We start from the raw sequence: 17546 nt of genomic DNA on the forward strand, positions 1-17546 counted from the left end.
GGGCGGGGATTTTCCGGATGCCCCGTTTTCATCGGGGCTGTGCGGTGGACAATTGAGGGCATGAGCCAGCAGGGGGGAAGGCCCACCGGCCCCGAGGACGACTGGTGGGCGCAGCTGTACGACGACTCCACGGGCGACACGGGCGCCACACCGGCCCCCGACTCCCTGGACGACCGCTTCGCCTCGGCGAAGGTCACCCTGAACGGCCCCCCGCCCCCGCAGCAGGCGGCCCCGTCGCCCCCGCAGAGCACGCCACCGCTGCCCCCGCCGTGCACCCCCTGGGAACCCTTGTCCCCCACCTCCACCACCACCCACCCCACCGTCCCTCTCACCTCCGCTCCCCCTGCGCCTCCCTCCTCCGGCCCCTCCGACCCGGCGCCCCCGGCGGCACCGGCGGCACCGGCCGACGCACCACCGGGTTCCACTCCGCCCGACGCTCCGTCCGACGCCCCGCCCCGCGATGCCTCGTCAGCCGGTGAGCAGGCCCTGGGGCTGCCCCACGACACGTCCGAGACGGCTGACGCGGCCGACACGGTTGACGCGGTTGACGCCCCGCCCGTCCAGGCGCCGCCCCCGTCACCGCCCACCGAGGCACCGCAGCCCTCACCCCAGGACGCGCCCCACCCTGCCCCCTCCGGCGCCGAACCCGGCACCGACCCCCGAACGCCCCCTCGAACCGACACCGACCCCCGTACCGACCCGCGCACCGACCCGCGCACCGACCCCCGCGACGCCCAGCCCCCAGGCGCGGCGCCGGCGCCACCCCCCGCCCGCGCCTACGTCGGTTCCCGGCCGCCCACCTACGACCCCGAGCCCACCGCGCTGCCCGCCGCCGATCCCGAGCGGCTGGACGACCTCGTACCGGACACCGTCCTGGACGGCGCCCGGTACGGGGCGTGCACCTTACGGGCGGCCTCCGTGCGCGGGGACTCCGCCCGGTACCGGGGCGAGCCCCGCCGGGACGCCCTGCTCACCGCCCGTTTCGGCAACGGCGAGCACGCGCTGCTGCTCGTCGCCGTCGCGACCGGTGCCCGGACCGCGCCGCTCGCGCATCGCGCCGCCGCCGAGGCCTGCCGGTGGATCGGCAGGGCCGTGGGCCGCAGTCACCCCCGGCTCGTCGAGGACATAAGAGCCGCCCGGCGCGGCGACCTGAAGTCCGGGCTGCAACGGCTCACCGACCGCAGCCTCGGCCGGCTCCGCGCCGGTGCCGCCGAACAGGGGCTCGAACCGGAGGAGTACGCGGCGACTCTGCGCTGCCTGCTCCTGCCCGCCGACCCCGAGTGCCGCACCCGGGTCTTCTTCGGCGTAGGGCCCGGCGGGCTGTTCCGGCTCCGGGACGGGATCTGGCAGGACATCGAACCGCAGGTCAGCGAGGTCAAGGTCAAGGGCGGGCCCGTGGTGGGTTTCGGCTCGCCGCCCTCCGAGACCGCCGAGGGCGACCGCCTCACCATGGACCTCGGCATCCCGACACCCCCGGGCCGGTCCTACGAACCGGCCCCCGAACCACCGCGGGAGCCCTTCCGCTTCCGCACCTCGATAGCCCGTCCGGGTGACACCCTGCTGATGTGCGGCCCCGGGTTCGCCGAACCCCTGCGCGGCGAGGAGGAACTGCGCGCCCACCTGGCCGGCCGGTGGTCCCGCCCCGAACCGCCCGGCCTCGCCGCGTTCCTGGCCGACACCCAGGTGCGGGTCAAGGGTTACGCCGACGACCGTACGGCTGTGGCCGTCTGGGAGGCGTGAGCGTCCGCCATGTGAATTCATGGATTCCATGGCCAAACAGAACGTCGCGGAACAGTTCGTCGACATCCTCACCCGCGCGGGCGTCAAACGCCTGTACGGGGTGGTCGGCGACAGCCTCAACCCCGTCGTCGACGCCGTCCGCCGTAACCCCGCCATCGACTGGATCCACGTCCGGCACGAGGAGACCGCCGCCTTCGCCGCCGGCGCGGAGGCGCAGATCACCGGGCGGCTCGCCGCCTGCGCGGGCTCCTGCGGGCCCGGCAATCTGCACCTCATCAACGGCCTGTTCGACGCCAACCGTTCCATGGCGCCGGTCCTCGCCCTGGCCTCCCACATCCCGTCCAGCGAGATCGGGCTCGGCTACTTCCAGGAGACCCACCCCGACCAGCTGTTCCGGGAGTGCAGCCAGTACTGCGAGCTGATCTCCAGCCCGCGGCAGATGCCCCGGCTGCTGCAGACCGCCATCCAGCACGCCATCGGCCGCTCCGGTGTCGCCGTCGTCTCCATGCCCGGCGACATCGCCGACCAGCCCGCACCGGAGCAGGCCGCGACGTCCGCCCTCGTCCCCGCCCGGCCGACCGTCCGCCCCGGCGACGCCGAGATCGACCGGCTGGTCGACATGATCGACGCGGCCGAGAAGGTCACCCTCTTCTGCGGCAGCGGCACCAAGGGCGCACACGCCGAGGTCATGGAACTCGCCCAGCGCATCAAGTCCCCCGTGGGCCACGCCCTCAGAGGCAAGGAGTGGATCCAGTACAACAATCCCTTCGACGTCGGAATGAGCGGTCTGCTCGGATACGGCGCCGCCTACGAGGCCACCCACGAGTGCGACCTGCTGATCCTCCTCGGCACCGACTTCCCCTACAACGCCTTCCTCCCCGACGACATCCCGATCGTCCAGGTCGACATCCGGCCCGAGAACCTCGGCCGCCGCTCACGCCTGGACCTCGCGGTATGGGGTGACGTACGGGAGACGCTGCGCTGTCTGATCCCCCGGGTCCGCGTCAAGGACGACCGGCGCTTCCTCGACCGGATGCTGAAGAAGCACGCGGAGGCGCTGGAGGGGGTGGTGAAGGCGTACACGCGCAAAGTGGAGAAGCATGTGCCGATCCACCCCGAGTACGCGGCCTACGTCCTCGACGAACTCGCCGACGACGACGCCGTCTTCACCGTCGACACCGGCATGTGCAACGTCTGGGCCGCCCGCTACATCTCGCCCAACGGCCGCCGCCGGGTGATCGGTTCCTTCTCCCACGGCTCGATGGCGAACGCGCTGCCCATGGCGATCGGGGCGCAGTTCACCGACCGGAGCCGTCAGGTCGTGTCGATGTCCGGCGACGGCGGATTCGCCATGCTCATGGGCGACTTCCTCACCCTCGTCCAGCACGACCTGCCGGTGAAGGTGATCCTCTTCAACAACTCCTCCCTCAGCATGGTCGAGCTGGAGATGCTGGTCGCCGGGCTGCCGTCCCACGGCACCGCCAACAAGAACCCGGACTTCGCCGCCGTCGCCCGGGCCTGCGGCGCCTTCGGACTCCGGGTGGAGAAGCCCAAGGACCTCGCCGGGGCCCTGAAGTCCGCGTTCAAGCACAAGGGCCCGGCCCTCGTCGACATCGTCACCGACCCCAACGCCCTGTCCATCCCACCCAAGATCAGCCGCGACATGGTCACCGGCTTCGCTCTCTCCGCCTCCAAGATCGTCCTCGACGGCGGAGTAGGCCGCATGCTCCAGATGGCCCGCTCCAATTTGCGCAACGTGCCCCGGCCTTAGGGCCTGTCGTCCCGCTCACCGGTGCTGACAAGGCGCCGGCGATTCCCGCAGGCTGATCCAAACGAAAGGCCTTAGGAGTCCTCACGCAGACGCCAGCGGCGGTTCAGGGTGTCGTACTCGTAGTGGGGGAGGCCGGTGATGGCGGATGTGCGGAAGGGGCGGCCGCGGTCGTCGATGCGGACGGTGCCGGTGCGGCCCTGGGAGGACCAGTCCAGCTCCAGATACCAGCGGCAGTCGCAGGTGCCGGTGCGGGCGGTGACCAGCAGTACCTCCGGCTCCTTGGAGGAGACCCGGTAGGGCAGGCGCACGGCCGGGATCGGGGTGCCCGCGTCGTTCCCGGCGACCGCGCGGGCGATGGGCCGGTCCTTGTCGAGGTCCACGTCGAAGTAGCGGGGCGTCAGCGCGCCGCCGCAGCCCTGGTCCATGCCGTACGCGTTGCCCGCCACCGGCTTGGACCGGCCGGCGACACGGACCCGCAGCGCGGTCAGCACGACCGCCGCCTCGGACTTGCCCTGGACGGACACCTCCACCCGCGTTTTCCCGCCGTGCACCGCTCCCTGCGCGGCCGCCCAGGCGGGGGCGTCCTGCGCGGCGGGCGGCGGCGGGACCTTGGCCGGTGGCTTGCCGATGACGTAGTCGTGCCCGCAGCCGCCCTCCCACACATGGGAGTCGAGGGTCCAGACGAGCGGCGGGCCGGCCGTGTCCGCGCCGGGTGCGTTCGGGGCGGCCCCGCCGTCCTTGGAGCCGGGGGAGGAGGGCTTGGCACCTGAGCCGCGCTCGCCGTCCTTGGTGTCCGGGTCGGCGGAGGAGTTCTTGGTGGGGGAGCCGGAGGCCGGTGAGGAGGGCGATTCCGGCCGGCCGCGCTGTGGGCCGGTCGCAACGCCGCCGGTCGTCGGCTCACCGGTGGCCTGGACGTCCTGGGAGGCCGGGCGCTTTCCGGAGTCGGGCAGCGCGGACAGGCTGCCCACCACGGCGAGCACGGCGCAGGCGGCGGCGACGAGGATGCGCTTGCGGCGGTACCAGCGTCGTCCGGGAGCGGTGCCGGCCGGCGATGCGGGAGCCTCCGACGGCGGGCGGCGGGTGGCGGGGGTGAGAGGGCCGCGCACCACACCGCCGTCCAGGACGTGTCCGGTGTCCTTCGCGGTGTGGGGGGTTGGTGCGTCGGAGGCAGATGCGTCTGCGGGGTCGGTAGTGGAGATTTCGGGGCCCGCTGGGGGACGGGTGCTCGTCTGCTCTGAGGGGGCGTCGGGTGCCGGCTCCGGGCGGTCCGTTGCCTCCTCCGCCAGGTCGGTTGCCTCCTCCGCCAGGTCGGTTGCCCTCTCCGCTCGGTCCGTGGCCGGTGCGTCTGCCTCCGGCGCAGCGTGGGCCGGCCCGCCGGCCGGTTTCGACTCCGTGTCCGGGCGCTGTCGGTCGTTCGCCTCGGCCGTGTCCGCACCGCCCGAACCTTGCGGAGCGGCGGTCGCCGACCTGCCGTTGCCCCGGGGGCGCCGGCGGGCCGCCGTGGCCTGGAGCCAGCGGCGGTGGAGTTCGAGGCGTTCCTCGGCGCTCGCCCCGCACAGCGCGGCGAAGCGTTCGATGGGGGCGAAGTCGACGGGGACCGCCTCGCCGGAGCAGTAGCGGTGCAGGGTGGAGGTGTTCATGCCGAGGCGGCGGGCCAGCGAGCCGTAGCTGCGGTCCGTCCGTTCCTTCAGCTCCCGGAGCAGCGCCGCGAAGCCGGCCACCTCGTCCTGGCCGCCGCCCTGTGCCGACACCGTCACCCTGCCTCTCGTCGCCTCATGTTCACTCGTTCGCGGGGCCTCAGCGCCTGGGACGGCATCCCAGGCACCCCATATATCTGCACGTCAGACGGGCTGGGATGGTTCCATGCCCGCCGGAACGCCACCGGTGCTTGCACCGGCCGCACGGGACGTCCGATGCTCATGGCACCGGACCGCACCGCACCGGCGGCCGCCGGACGGACCATCCGGTCCGTCGCGGTGCCCCCGGCCCGCGCACCACGGGGACCCTACGGTCCCCGCACCTCGCGCCGCGGTCATTTCCATCCATCCACGCACTCCGTACGGGGACACGTATGACCAACCGCAACCGGGCCAGGGCTCTCGCCACCGTTGCCGTCGCGGCGCTCGCCGCCGGTGCCGCGCTCACCGCGCTGACCGCACCGGCCGGAGCCGCCTCGGCCAAGAGCAAGGAGCCGCGGTTCCTCTCGGCGTCCCAGCTGCCGCCGCACCCGTCCTCCGGCTGGACCGCCGGCCCCGTCACCGACGGCTTCCCCGAGCAGCTCGCCTACTGCCTGGGCGAGGGCGTGCCCGCCTACGACTACCGGCACCGCCTCTTCCACACCGACCTCGACACCCAGGCCGTGCAGGTCACCACCGTCACCGGCTCGGCCGCCAAGGGCAAGGCGCTTGCCGACCGCCTGGCCAAGGAGATCCGCACCTGCGCGGACCGGCTGGAGCGGCAGTACCCGGACATCGAGGCCGAGGGCCGCTACTACGGCGCGCTGAAGGTCGAGGAGGGCGCCAAGGTCTACGGCCTGCAGACGAAGAGCTCCTACGGCGCCATGGACATCAACCTGCTGTCCGTCGGCCGGGACGGACGGACCGTGACGATCGTCGGCTGGGGCCAGATGGGCGACTTCGGGGACGCGCCGGTGGCCGCCTTCAAGAAGACGACGAAGACCGCCGTCAACAAGCTCTACTGACGAGCTCCACCGACCCGCACACCCCCCCCCACCACCACCACGAGAAGCCGGGGCCGTCCTCCCGCCACGGGGGTCGGGAGGACGACCCCGCGCAGACCGGTCGCCGTCGCACTTCGGCCAACAACCGGCCGTGAGCACCCGGACATGCGTGCCCTCCTGCCGACGGGGCATGGATTCCCGTGTACGTGTTCGAGACGCCGGGGGAGCCGAACGGCACACGGACGGGGGGTCATGACGAGTCAGGTGCGAGAGGGCAGGCCCGGCACGGGCGGATCCTCGGTGAGAAAGGGGCAGGACCAGCCCGGTGGAAGGCGGGGCCCGGCGGCCCAGCTCCGGCGCAGACTGGGGTGCGCCGACTTGAGGGCGGTGCCGGAGTCCCGCCGGGCGCTGCGCGAGCTGCTGCGGCACTGGGGCCGGCCCGGCCGCTCGGAGATCGCGGAGCTGCTCACCAGCGAGCTGGTCACCAACGCCCTGGTGCACACCGACCGCGAGGCGGTCCTGACGGCCACCGTCGGGCCGCGCCGACTGCGCGTGGAGGTGCGGGACTTCGTGGCACGCGAGCCCCGGCCGTGCGTACCGGGCGCCGGCGACGGTACGCACGGCCGGGGCCTCGTTCTGCTGGAGTCCCTGGCCGATCAGTGGGGGGTACGGCCGCACGCCGTGGGCAAGGCCGTCTGGTTCGAACTCGGCGCCGACGCCGCCTGAGACGCGGGCCGTACGGGACGGAGCAGGGCCGTACGGGACGGAGCAGGGCCGTACGGGACGGAGCAGGGATGCGCGCGCACAGAGATGCGGAACGCGAACCCGCGGTGCGCGGACGTGGTCAGCCGAACTGCTGCTCCAGGTCCTTGAGTTTGCGCTCCAGGGAGTCCAGCCGCGGCAGCGCCTGTGTGTCGTCCTCCGCCGTCAGATCCACGGTCACCGCGTCAGTGGTGCCGCGCACCGGCTGGAGGGAGGGCCGCGTGCGCATGGGCAGGGGCTCCGGCGCGGATATGGCAGGCTCCGCCGTGACCACCTCGTCGTCGCGCTCCACGGTCGCGGTCGCCGTCTCCAGCTGACGCCCGCCGCGGCCCACGAAACCCCGGTGCCCGCGGCTGATGGCCTTCAGCTGGGCCCGCTCCACCCGCTCCTGCTCCCGCCTGCGCCGGCGGGCGTCCTGCTTCTGCCGCTGGTCCTCGCGGACCTCCTCGACCGCCTCGTCGAGACTGCGCACGCCTTCCAGCAGCATCAGCGACCAGGCCCGGTAGGTCTCCCGGGGAGCCCGCAGCCAGCGCACGATACGGATCTGCGGCAAGGGACGCGGCACCAGGCCCTGTTCGCGCAGGGCCGCCCGCCGGGTCTGCTTCAGCGCACGGTCGAACAGCACCGCCGCCGACAGCGACATGCCCGCGAAGAAGTGCGGGGCGCCCGCGTGCCCGGCACCGCGGGGCGCGTGCACCCAGTTGAACCAGGCCGCCGCGAACGCGAACGTCCACACGAGTATGCGGGAGCCGAGCGCCGCGTCGCCGTGGCTGGCCTCGCGCACGGCGAGCACCGAGCAGAACATGGCCGCTCCGTCCAGGCCGAAGGGGACGAGGTACTGCCAGCCGCCCGACAGGCCGAGGTTCTGTTCACCGAAGCCGACCAGGCCGTGGAAGGAGAGCGCCGCGGCCACTGCCGCACAGCAGAACAGCAGGACATAGGAGACGGTGCCGTAGATGGCCTCCTTGCGCCTGCGGCGCTCCTCGCTGCGCTCCCACGAGTCGTCCACGCTCGTGTCCTTGACCGAGGAGCGCTTGCCGCGCGCCAGCACCGCCACCGCCGCCAGCATGCCCAGGAGCAGCACGGCGCCCGGAAGCAGCCAGTTCAGCGATATGTCGGTCAGTCTCATCTAGGGGTCCCTTGCATTGGGATAGGGCGTAACGCCCGTCATAGTGGCCCAATCCCCACAGCTCTCAGGGGGTTTCGGGGCAACAGGCCGCCAAGGAGGGGCAAGGGGCCGTCCCAGACGCCTCGAGACTCGAACTCCCGCTTGAACTACGGCAGTTGCGTTCGAATAACTGTGACCGTACGAGTGGTTCGTGCGGCGGGTGGTTGCGGTGGGCGCGGTGATGCGGGAAGCCGTCCGGAGGGTCAGCCGGCCTTCGCCAGCTCCCGTGGCGCCGTCCGCTGGGTCGCACAGGTGCGCGGGCAGGTGGCGCACACCTCGTCGGGGCGCAGCGTGTAGAACATGCAGCAGCTCACCCGGTCGCGGGTGTGCGCGGGCTCACCCGCCGGACCGGTCGTGGGGCGGAAGGCCGCGGCACCCACGTACGGCTTGGTCGTGCCCGGCAGCAGCAACTCCAGCTCGCGCCTCGCCCGCTCCTCCTCGCCGAGCAGCCGGGCCACGTACCACAGGCTCTCCACGACCTCGTCGGTCGCCATGCCCCACAGGGCCCGGCCGCGCCGCCGCATCCGGGGGCCGAAACCGGTCAGGACGGGTTCGAGGTGCTCGGAGACCGCCGCCCGCACCTCGGCGCGCAGCGCGTCCTCGTCCGGGACGACGCGGGCGCCGGGCAGGTCCGCGGCCGGATCGCCGGGCAGGCAGGCGAAGCCGGCCGGGCGCACCGCCATGCGGCCGACGGCGAGGCCGGGTGCGGTGCGGTCGAAGGAGACATGCGTCACGGGGTAGCGCGGCACCCGGCGCAGCAGGAACCACGGCACGGTGATCAGCAGGCAGGCGGGCCAGGCGTAGCGGTGCAGTCCGAAGCCGGCCACCACGTCGGGGCGGGCCCGCATGCCGTAGTCGCGCCGCACCTGGCTGTCGTCCCAGCGCAGAAACCTCTCCAGGCCCGCACCGCCCTCGGCGAGCTCGGACGCGGAGACCCAGTCGCCGCCGGCCGGCGCCTCCTCGCCCGCACGGAGCTCGGTGACGGCGAGGGCCGGGAAGGCCGCGGCCAGGCGGTCATAGGCGTCCGCGACGGCCGAACCGGGCACAGGCATGGGACCACCCATTCACATGTCGTGGGACCGAGTCGTTGCACGAGCCGGACAAGGTAAGGCTCACCTTACCCAAACTCGGTGAGATGTGAACCGGCGGGCCGGTCGCTTAGGGTGCTTGACGGACGGACAGCAACCCGCCGTAATGACCCCAAGTACCGACACGTCCGCCGCCCAGTCCATTCCATCGCCTACTCCGTCGCCGTCAGGAGGACCCCGTGAAGCAGGGCACCCAGGGCTCCGCCGAGCCCGGCATACGCCGCGCGCGGGTGCCCGCCCAGCCGGGACGCGAGGATGTTGACCGGGCCTGCCGGCAGCGCGGGCCCGAACGCCGGACCGAGCCGCCGCAGTCGGCCGGACCCGGCCACGACACGGCGGTACGCGGCGAGCACACCCACAGCGAACCGGCACCGGTGCGGCCCGCCCGGCCCGCGGTGCAGCGCACCTCGGTCCGGGAGCAGATCCTCACCGCGCTGCGCACCGCGCTGGTGAGCGGGGAGCTGCGGCCCGGCGAGGTGTACTCGGCGCCCGCGCTCGGCGAGCGGTTCGGCGTCTCCGCGACACCCGTGCGCGAGGCCATGCAGCAGCTCGCGCTCGAGGGCGCGGTCGAGGTCGTCCCGAACCGGGGCTTCCGGGTCGTCGAGCGGGACCGCCGGGAGCTGGCCGAGCTGGCGGAGGTCCGGGCGCTGATCGAGGTCCCGGTGATGCTGCGGCTGGCCCGCACCGTCCCGGCCGAGCGGTGGGCCGAGCTACGGCCCCTCGCCGAGGCGACGGTCCGCGCGGCCTGCTCCGGCTGCCGGGCGACCTACGCGGAGACCGACCGCGCCTTCCACCGCGCGGTGCTGTCCCTCGCCTGCAACGACCAGCTGGTCCGCATCGCCGAGGACCTGCACCGCCGCGCCCAGTGGCCCCTGGTCGGCACCGCCCCCGGCGCCCACAGCCGCGCCGACCTCATAGCCGACGCGCACGAACACACGGCCCTGCTCGACGCCCTGATCGCCGGCGACGCCGACCTCATACGGGCCTTGGTGGAAGAACACTTCACCGGCGCCCGCTGACGTCACCTGACAACTCCGGCCGGCTGCAACTCCCTCAGGGGGCGCGGGAACCTGCGGCACGACTCGACCCCGCCCGGCCGCAACTCCCTCAGGGGCGCGGGGAACTGCGCGAGCAACCCCCACGCACCCGCACGCGGTCCCTCACCGGAACCACCCCCTACGCGCTCGCCGCCCCCTCCGCCGGAGGCACCCGCGCCGGCGATGACGCACGTCCCAACTGCCCCGCCAGCCACGTCGGCACACCCCCCAGCAGCCGGAACAACCGCCGCGCCTCCTCCCGCAACCTGGACGCCTCCGGCTCCTCCTCCGTCTCCGCCAGCGACACCAGCGCCGGCGCCGTCCCGACCAGGTACCCGAGCTCCTCCCGGATCCGCAGCGACTCCGCGAACCCGTGCCGCGCCTCCGCCAACTCCCCCTCCCGCAACGCCAGCCCCGCAAGGTGCCGCCAGGTGGCCGACAGCAGCAGCGGGTCCGCATGCGCCGCAGCCCCCGCGTGCGCCCGGCGGTACGCCGCCCGCGCCGCCTGCGGCGACCGCGTCAGGTTCTCGGCGATCAGCCCCCGCCGGAAGTCCAGCAGCGCCCTCCCCGCCGCCTCCGGCGCGATCAGCGCCGCCGCCCTGCCGAGTGCCGCCCGCGCCTCGTCGGCCCGGTCGCGGACCTGGAACAGGGTCGCCGCATAGGCCAAGTATCCGCGTTCACAAGCGGCTGCCCCCCGCTCGTCGTCGGTGTGGGCCATCGCCTCCGCCGTGCGCAGCGCGTCCTCCGCCTCCTCCCAGCCGGCCTCGGTGTACAGGCACCGTTCCACCAGCAGGGACGCCCGCTGCAGGGCGGCGGCCGGAGTGGTCGGCGTGATCATGGCGGCGGCGTCGGCCCAGCAGGCGCGCGAGCGCAGCCGCCATACCGCGGTCTGGAGGGGATCGTCACCGGCGGTCGTTCCGTTACCAGACATGGCGGTATGCGCCACGTTGCCCTCCCCGAGCACGCCATCGAGCTGTTGAGTGGTGGCCGCATCTCAGCACGAACAACGTGGCTCGGCCAAGAGGGTGGGTGAAGGATTTCACAAAGTCGTGGGGCGAGAACCCGGAACGCGGAAGCGGGCCGGGTGGCGCGCTGGATCACTCGCGCCCCTCGGCCCGCCCCTGCCCCGCGAACTCCCCCCTCAGCAGGGCCTGACCGGGATGTCCCCCGCGTCCAGACAGCCGTTGCAGACCCAGCCGTACTTCGCCGACGCCGTACGGACGCAGGTGAAGCCGTCGGTCGTGCACCACACGTCGGGCCGCCTGCGGGATGCCGCCGCGGGACTGCAGAAACATGGCAGGCGGAACCGCCCCGCGCCTCAGCTCATCCGCAGCGCCAGGAAGAAGTCCAGCTTGTCCTCCAGCCGGGACAGGTCACGTCCCGTCAGCTGCTCGATCCGGCCCACCCGGTACCGCAGCGTGTTGACATGCAGGTGCAGCCGTGAGGCGCACCGGGTCCAGGAGCCGTCGCAGTCCAGGAACGCCTCCAGCGTGGAGATCAGCTCGGCGCGGTGACGCCGGTCGTACTCGCGCAGCGGGTCCAGCAGCCGGGCGGTGAAGGCCCGGCGCACGTCGTCCGGCACGAAGGGCAGCAGCAGTACGTGGGAGGCCAGTTCCTCGTGGCCCGCCGCGCAGACCCGGCCCGGGCGCGCCGCCGCCACCCGCCGTGCGTGCCGCGCCTCCTCCAGCGCTCCGCGCAGCCCGTCCGCGGAGTGCACGGCGGCGCTCACGCCGAGGGTGAGCCGGCCGACGCCGTCGAGGCCGGCCGACAGCGGGCCCTGCACGGCCTCGAGCAGCGCGTCCGCCGGCATGCCCTGCTCCGTGCCGTCGTGCCCGCTGGTCACCGCGGGCAGGGGGACCAGGGCGATCGCCTCCTCGCCGTTGTGCGCGACCGCGATCCGGTCGGAGGGCTCGGGCCCGGTGGCCGCCGGGTCGACCAGGATCTCCTCCAGCAGCGCCTGGGCGACCGGTCCGCCCTCCAGCTCCGCGCCGTCCCACTCCACGCGGGCCACGACCACCTGCCAGTGAGGTGCCGCGCCGAGACCGGGCAGCAGCACGGGCGCCGCCACCCGCAGCCGGGCGGCGATCTCGGCCGGTACCGCGCCCGTCTGCACCAGCTCCAGCACCTCCTGCGCCAGCCGCCGCCGCACCGTGCGGGCGGCGTCCCGGCGGTCGCGCTCCACCGCGATCAGCTGGGTGACCCCGTGCAGCAGATCCAGGCGCTCCTCGGCCCACTCCCCGGCGTCCGTCTCGACCGCCAGCAGCCAGTCCGACAGGAGCGTCTCGCGCACGTCCCGTGCGGGCTGCGGGTCGCGTCCGGTGCTGCGCACCGGGAACAGGCTGTACGTGGTGTGCCCGAGGGTGACCCGGTGCGGTCCGCGCCGCCCGGTGCGGGCGGCCGCCAGCTGTTCCGTCGCCAGCCGTGCGCACACCTCCGGGGGCAGCGCCGGGCCGCCCTCCTTGGCACCGGCGATCAGCCGCCCGGTCGGCGACAGCACCCAGGCGCGCAGGTCCAGGTCGGAGCGGAGCAGGTCGAGCACGACGTCGGGGCCGCCGCCCGCGGGGCCGGAGGTCATCATCCGCCGGTGCCGGTCCACCACGGCCGCCAGGTCCCCGGCCCGCTCGCCCGACACCTGCCGCACCACGTGCTCGGTGATCGTCGCGAACGCCACCGACTCGTGCACCGCGAACAGCGGCAGCCGGTGCCGGGCGCAGGCCACCACCAGGTCGTCCGGGATCTCGTTGAGCTCCGCCTCGCCCGCCGCCAGCGCCGCCACCCCGGACTGCACCAGGATGCGGACGAACGGCTCGGAGTCCGCGGCGTCACGGCGCCAGGCGAGGCCCGTGAGCACCAGTTCCCCGCCCGAGAGGTAGCGGCTGGGGTCGCGGAGGTCGGTGGTCATCACACCGCGCACGGTGCGGTCCAGTTCCTCCTCGCCGCCGAGCAGCTTCAGGCCCAGCGCGTCGGTCTCCAGCAGTGCGCGCAGCCGCATTCTCGTCGCCGCCGTTCCTTGTCTCGATACCTACGATGAAGCGTGAGGGGTCTTCCACGGATCTTCGGATCTTCGGAGCTTCGGCGAGGGCCCGTCGGTGGCTGAGCAGAGGTGCCGGCCGTCTCCTGGACTGTGTCCTCAGTTTTCCGGGGGAAGGTGGGAGGCTACCGCGGCCTCCGTTCATATGAATCTACAAGATAACCCGTCTGGCCAGCCAACTCCTTCATGCTTTCCGTGACTGACCCGTGCGGGCACACGGCGGTGTACTGAGTCCACTCCGAGTGAACTTCACGTGAACGAGCCGGCCCTCACCGCACGCGGAGTGGCTCGATCTGCACGCCCCACCCGAGACGCAACAAGAGAGTCGGTCATGGACTTCCTTCGCCCCGCCAGCTGGGAGGAGGCGCCCGCCGTCAAGGCCGGGCACCCTGCCGCGGTGCCGATCGCGGAGGGTACCGGGTCCGCGATGCCCGCCACCGGCATACCCACCCGGGTCACCAAGGGCGCCAAGGGCGGCATCGGCGGGTCCGCCCTCCGCCCCGACGGCGTCCACGAGGTCACCGGAGAGTTCGCCGACGACCACGCCCCGTACGGGCCGCGCGGCGCCGGCGAGGCCCCCACCCTGTCCTCGGCTCCGGCGATCCCCGCCGCCACCCGCGACGCCACGGGCCCGGAGCCGAGCAGGGCTCCGGTACGACCGGAACATCTCACAGGCACGGTGTAGAGGCTCTCGACACCGCCGCCGATGCGGCCGGCCGCGCCGCTCCTGGACCCTCGACGGCCCGGGACGGCCTGGGAGACCCCCAGGACAGCGGACGGACGCACCGGCACCCCGGCGCCGGAAGCCGCGCGCACGCACGGTCACCGGCGCCGGTTCCGCACAGTTCCTCACACACAGGTGCAGTACCGGGCCGTCCCCCGGGTCTGGCACCTCCCAAATCCCGGCACAGCACGGCGCCGGGTGCCCCTATGAACCTTGGGAGATGGCACCATGACCCAGCAGTCCGTGGAGCCCAGGACCACCGCCGAGGACGCGGGCGCGGGAACCCGCGTCCCGGCCGGACGGTCCTGGCTCGACCGGTACTTCCACATCACGCACAGAGGATCGACGGTCGCACGTGAAGTGCGCGGCGGCATCACCACCTTCATGGCGATGGCCTACATCCTCCTGCTCAACCCGCTGATCCTGTCCGGCGAGGACGCCGCGGGCAACACCCTCGGACAGACCGCGGTGATCACGGCCACCGCGTTCGCCGCCGCCCTCACCACCCTGCTGATGGGATTCATCGGCAAGGTGCCGCTCGCCCTCGCCGCCGGCCTGTCCGTCTCCGGAGTGCTCGCCGGCCAGGTCGCGCCCCAGATGACCTGGCCGCAGGCCATGGGCATGTGCGTGATGTACGGCGTGGTCATCATGCTGCTGGTCGTCACCGGCCTGCGCGAGATGATCATGAACGCGATACCGCTCGCCCTCAAGCACGGCATCACCATGGGCATCGGACTGTTCATCGCCCTGATCGGCCTGGTGAAGGCCGGCTTCGTGCACGAGAACCCGGCCCCCGGCGGCGGCCCCGTCGTGCTCGGCCCCAGCGGCGAACTCGCCGGCTGGCCGGTGCTGCTGTTCGCCGTGACCCTCCTCGCCATCTTCATGCTCCAGGCCCGCGGCGTCCCGGGCGCCATCCTGATCGGCATCGTCGGCGGCACCATCCTCGCCGTCGCCCTCAACGCCTCCGGCGTCATCAACCCCAAGCAGTGGGCCAGCGGAGCGCCCGAACTCCACGGCAGCGCCGTCTCCATGCCCGACTTCTCGATCTTCGGCCAGGTCGAGCTCGGCGGCTGGGGCGAGGTGGGCGCGATGACCGTCGGCATGATCGTCTTCACCCTGGTCCTCGCCGGGTTCTTCGACGCCATGGCCACGATCATCGGCGTCGGCACCGAGGCCAAGCTCGCCGACGACAAGGGCCGCATGCCGGGCCTGTCCAAGGCGCTGTTCATCGACGGCGCGGGCGGCGCGATCGGCGGCGTCTCGGGCGCCTCCGGCCAGACCGTCTTCATCGAGTCGGCGACCGGCGTCGGCGAGGGCGCCCGGACCGGCCTGTCCGCCGTGGTCACCGGACTCTTCTTCGCCGCCTGCCTGTTCTTCACCCCGCTCACCGCGATCGTGCCGGGCGAGGTCGCCGCGGCGGCGCTGGTGGTGATCGGCGCCATGATGATGATGAACGCCCGGCACGTCGACTGGGCCGACCGCGCCACGGCCATCCCGGTCTTCCTCACGGTCGTCCTGATGCCGTTCACCTACACCATCACCACGGGCGTGGCCGCGGGTGTCATCTCCTACGTCGCCATCAAGGTCGCCCAGGGCAAGGCGCGGGAGATCGGTGCGTTCATGTGGGGGCTCACCGCGATCTTCCTGATCTACTTCGCGCTCAACCCCATCGAGGGCTGGCTCGGCGTCCACTGACCGGCCGGCCCGCCCGCCGTGCCCACCGCCGCCGCCCAGGGGAGGCGGCGGCGGTGGTACGGACCGCCGGCCTCAGGAGGCCCGGGTGATGGCGGCGATGGCCCCGCCCACCTCGTCCAGCAGGCTTCTGAGCGCATCCGCCAGAAGGTCCTGGTGCCGTGGGTTCTGGCGGGTTGCCAGCGTCTGGGAACGCAGCACCGGGTTGACCAGGAACTGGTGCAGCGGCTTCGCCGCCGTTGCCACGTCGTGCAGCAGATCCCTGACGCGGCCCAGGCCCCCCTCGCCGCCCGGCGCCCACATGAGCGCCGCCATCTGGGCCCGGGTCAGATCGGTCCGGAGCTTGTGTGCCCTGCGCAGCACGAACAGCACCACGTCCGGCTTGAGATCGCTGAATGCCAGGCTGGACACCTGCTGCGCAGGCCGATCGAAAGTGCTCCAGATCTCCTTCAGCACCTCCGCGACGGCCCCCGCACCGCCGGTGGGATCGGGGGTCGCGGCGGGCGGGGACACGGCGACGGCTCCCGGCCCGGTCCGCTGCGAGACCACCGAGGCCTTGGAGGGCGCGACACCGGGGCGGGAGGTCTCCTCCAGTGCACTCCCTTCCGGCCCGTCCGGGATCACCACTTCGGGGGATCCGGGACGCTCCCCACCCGCGAGATCCACGTACGCCCCGCACGCGTGCGCCGCGAGCCGGAAGAACCACGAGCGGTCGCGGTCCGGGTACCGCTCGCGCGCGGTGAACATCAAGGCACACGCCTGCAGCGCCAGGAACCACTGAGCACGCCACGCCTGGGTGACGCGCCGGGTGGCGGCCCACTCGGTCAGCTCCGTGCGCACCCGGACGACCAGCTCGGCCAGCCCCTGCGGAATCAGCAGCCCGTCGCACCGGGACTCCGGCTCCGCGCCGGTGCCGGTGAGCGCGCCCAGCAGCTCGGCGCGGGCCTCCTCGGACAGATGAGGCAGGTAATGGCCGGCGATCAGGCAGAGCAGCAGGTGCACGGGGTCACGCGCCAGCAGCGCACCCTCGCTGAACCGGGACAGGTCGATGAGCCAGTAGTCGTCCTCCGGGGCGTCGTCGCGCACCGGCACCATGATGTTGCCCGGATGCAGGTCACCATGGCCCCTGCCCCGGGCGGCGAACTTGACCGGCAGCCGGACGAGCGGTGAACCGCCGCCCAGCGCCAGGGGATTGGGCAGCACGGGGCCTTGGCCCTCCGCCGCGAACCAGACGCAGTCGTGCACCCCGTCACCGAAGTGACTCCTGACCCAGGTGTGCAGCGGGCTGTCGTCCTTGCAGCGCGCACCGAGGAGCTCCTGCACGAAGGCGGCGGCCGTCAGGCCCTGGTCGATCTCCGGATCCCCGGGATTCCAGCCGCTCAGCAGCCCCTTGACGATCTGCGCCGCCGGCCCGGGCAGGCGTGCGCTGCGGCCGAGCGCGGCGAGCGTGACCGTCGGGTCCTTCCCGTCCCCGGCGGGCTCCTGGAACATGACCCAGTACTCGCCCAGTCTCCAGTGCCTGCCCGCCAGTCCGACCAGGTGCCGGTCGACGAAGGCCGCGTTGCCCGGGAAGCGGCTGCGCAGCGCGGCCTTGTGGTTACGCGGTTCGGCCTGTGCGTCCGGAGAGGGAGCCACCAGCTTGATGATGCGCATGCCCCCGGTCTGCTCCTGGTCCAGCTCCCGGAGGAAGGCCGACACCAGCTTGCCGCCGCTCTGCCCGGTCTCCAGCAGCTCCGGGTGCACCAGCTCGAGTTCGTTGGCGTCCAGCCAGTCGGCGAGGGCCCGGTCCACCTCGGGAATGCCGAAGACCCGTAAGACGTGGGGGGACTGGGACGGGAAACGTTCCATGGTCC

Annotated in this window: 13 protein-coding genes; 7 read left to right on the forward strand and 6 right to left on the reverse strand. The window is 73.1% G+C overall.

Features of this window, described 5'->3' with window-relative positions:
• The first annotated feature begins 60 nt into the window (after window positions 1–60).
• Both ABD198_RS19150 and ABD198_RS19155 read left to right on the forward strand, forming a co-directional pair.
• Window positions 61–1740 carry a protein phosphatase 2C domain-containing protein gene (locus ABD198_RS19150; protein ID WP_344003149.1) on the forward strand — a complete coding sequence of 560 codons (1680 nt, stop codon included), beginning with the start codon at window positions 61–63 and terminating at the stop codon, window positions 1738–1740.
• Between the two features lie 28 nt (window positions 1741–1768).
• Window positions 1769–3511 carry a pyruvate dehydrogenase gene (locus ABD198_RS19155; RefSeq protein ID WP_344003152.1) on the forward strand — a complete coding sequence of 581 codons (1743 nt, stop codon included), beginning with the start codon at window positions 1769–1771 and terminating at the stop codon, window positions 3509–3511.
• Window positions 3512–3582: 71 nt separating this feature from the next.
• Here the strand turns inward: ABD198_RS19155 and ABD198_RS19160 are convergent, their stop codons facing one another.
• Window positions 3583–5268: a helix-turn-helix domain-containing protein gene (locus ABD198_RS19160; protein WP_425580508.1), complete on the reverse strand. Its 1686-nt coding sequence runs from the start codon at window positions 5266–5268 to the stop codon at window positions 3583–3585.
• A 314-nt stretch (window positions 5269–5582) separates the two neighbouring features.
• Here ABD198_RS19160 and ABD198_RS19165 point away from each other — a divergent pair, with 314 nt between their 5' ends.
• Together ABD198_RS19165 and ABD198_RS19170 are read left to right on the forward strand one after the other, a co-directional pair.
• A complete protein-coding gene (locus tag ABD198_RS19165; RefSeq protein WP_344003155.1) occupies window positions 5583–6212 on the forward strand; it encodes a hypothetical protein in 630 nt (209 codons plus the stop codon).
• 231 nt (window positions 6213–6443) lie between these two features.
• On the forward strand, window positions 6444–6917 hold the full coding sequence (locus tag ABD198_RS19170) for an ATP-binding protein (RefSeq protein ID WP_344003158.1): 474 nt from the start codon (window positions 6444–6446) through the stop codon (window positions 6915–6917).
• Between the two features lie 118 nt (window positions 6918–7035).
• Here ABD198_RS19170 and ABD198_RS19175 read toward each other — a convergent pair whose 3' ends face one another.
• Both ABD198_RS19175 and ABD198_RS19180 read right to left on the reverse strand, forming a co-directional pair.
• A complete protein-coding gene (locus ABD198_RS19175) occupies window positions 7036–8082 on the reverse strand; it encodes a DUF2637 domain-containing protein (protein WP_344003160.1) in 1047 nt (348 codons plus the stop codon).
• A 242-nt stretch (window positions 8083–8324) separates the two neighbouring features.
• Window positions 8325–9173, reverse strand: coding sequence for a (2Fe-2S)-binding protein (locus tag ABD198_RS19180; protein ID WP_344003163.1), 849 nt, complete (start codon window positions 9171–9173; stop codon window positions 8325–8327).
• Between the two features lie 215 nt (window positions 9174–9388).
• Here ABD198_RS19180 and ABD198_RS19185 point away from each other — a divergent pair, with 215 nt between their 5' ends.
• A complete protein-coding gene (locus ABD198_RS19185) occupies window positions 9389–10228 on the forward strand; it encodes a GntR family transcriptional regulator (RefSeq protein ID WP_344003166.1) in 840 nt (279 codons plus the stop codon).
• Between the two features lie 157 nt (window positions 10229–10385).
• Here the strand turns inward: ABD198_RS19185 and ABD198_RS19190 are convergent, their stop codons facing one another.
• Complete coding sequence (locus ABD198_RS19190) at window positions 10386–11177, reverse strand: hypothetical protein (RefSeq protein ID WP_344003169.1); 792 nt, start codon at window positions 11175–11177, stop codon at window positions 10386–10388.
• Window positions 11178–11564: 387 nt separating this feature from the next.
• Complete coding sequence (locus ABD198_RS19195) at window positions 11565–13238, reverse strand: PucR family transcriptional regulator (protein WP_344003172.1); 1674 nt, start codon at window positions 13236–13238, stop codon at window positions 11565–11567.
• A gap of 370 nt (window positions 13239–13608) precedes the next feature.
• Between ABD198_RS19195 and ABD198_RS19200 the strand changes: the two genes are divergently transcribed.
• Both ABD198_RS19200 and ABD198_RS19205 read left to right on the forward strand, forming a co-directional pair.
• Window positions 13609–13962 carry a hypothetical protein gene (locus ABD198_RS19200; protein ID WP_344003220.1) on the forward strand — a complete coding sequence of 118 codons (354 nt, stop codon included), beginning with the start codon at window positions 13609–13611 and terminating at the stop codon, window positions 13960–13962.
• Window positions 13963–14229: 267 nt separating this feature from the next.
• The gene (locus ABD198_RS19205) at window positions 14230–15696 is read left to right on the forward strand and encodes an NCS2 family permease (RefSeq protein ID WP_344003175.1); all 1467 of its coding nucleotides are present in this window, start codon (window positions 14230–14232) and stop codon (window positions 15694–15696) included.
• 72 nt (window positions 15697–15768) lie between these two features.
• Here the strand turns inward: ABD198_RS19205 and ABD198_RS19210 are convergent, their stop codons facing one another.
• Window positions 15769–17541, reverse strand: coding sequence for a hypothetical protein (locus tag ABD198_RS19210; protein WP_344003178.1), 1773 nt, complete (start codon window positions 17539–17541; stop codon window positions 15769–15771).
• Window positions 17542–17546: the final 5 nt, after the last annotated feature.

This window comes from Streptomyces thermocarboxydovorans, from assembly GCF_039524635.1.
Taxonomy (GTDB): domain Bacteria; phylum Actinomycetota; class Actinomycetes; order Streptomycetales; family Streptomycetaceae; genus Streptomyces; species Streptomyces thermocarboxydovorans.

Bases quoted from the DNA above. Each gene is read 5' to 3' on its own strand.
- ABD198_RS19150 (WP_344003149.1), top strand. From the start codon at position 61: ATGAGCCAGCAGGGGGGAAGGCCCACCGGCCCCGAGGACGACTGGTGG.
- ABD198_RS19155 (WP_344003152.1), top strand. From the start codon at position 1,769: ATGGCCAAACAGAACGTCGCGGAACAGTTCGTCGACATCCTCACCCGC.
- ABD198_RS19165 (WP_344003155.1), top strand. From the start codon at position 5,583: ATGACCAACCGCAACCGGGCCAGGGCTCTCGCCACCGTTGCCGTCGCG.
- ABD198_RS19170 (WP_344003158.1), top strand. From the start codon at position 6,444: ATGACGAGTCAGGTGCGAGAGGGCAGGCCCGGCACGGGCGGATCCTCG.
- ABD198_RS19175 (WP_344003160.1), bottom strand. From the start codon at position 8,082: ATGAGACTGACCGACATATCGCTGAACTGGCTGCTTCCGGGCGCCGTG.
- ABD198_RS19180 (WP_344003163.1), bottom strand. From the start codon at position 9,173: ATGCCTGTGCCCGGTTCGGCCGTCGCGGACGCCTATGACCGCCTGGCC.
- ABD198_RS19190 (WP_344003169.1), bottom strand. From the start codon at position 11,177: ATGTCTGGTAACGGAACGACCGCCGGTGACGATCCCCTCCAGACCGCG.
- ABD198_RS19195 (WP_344003172.1), bottom strand. From the start codon at position 13,238: ATGCGGCTGCGCGCACTGCTGGAGACCGACGCGCTGGGCCTGAAGCTG.
- ABD198_RS19200 (WP_344003220.1), top strand. From the start codon at position 13,609: ATGGACTTCCTTCGCCCCGCCAGCTGGGAGGAGGCGCCCGCCGTCAAG.
- ABD198_RS19205 (WP_344003175.1), top strand. From the start codon at position 14,230: ATGACCCAGCAGTCCGTGGAGCCCAGGACCACCGCCGAGGACGCGGGC.
- ABD198_RS19210 (WP_344003178.1), bottom strand. From the start codon at position 17,541: ATGGAACGTTTCCCGTCCCAGTCCCCCCACGTCTTACGGGTCTTCGGC.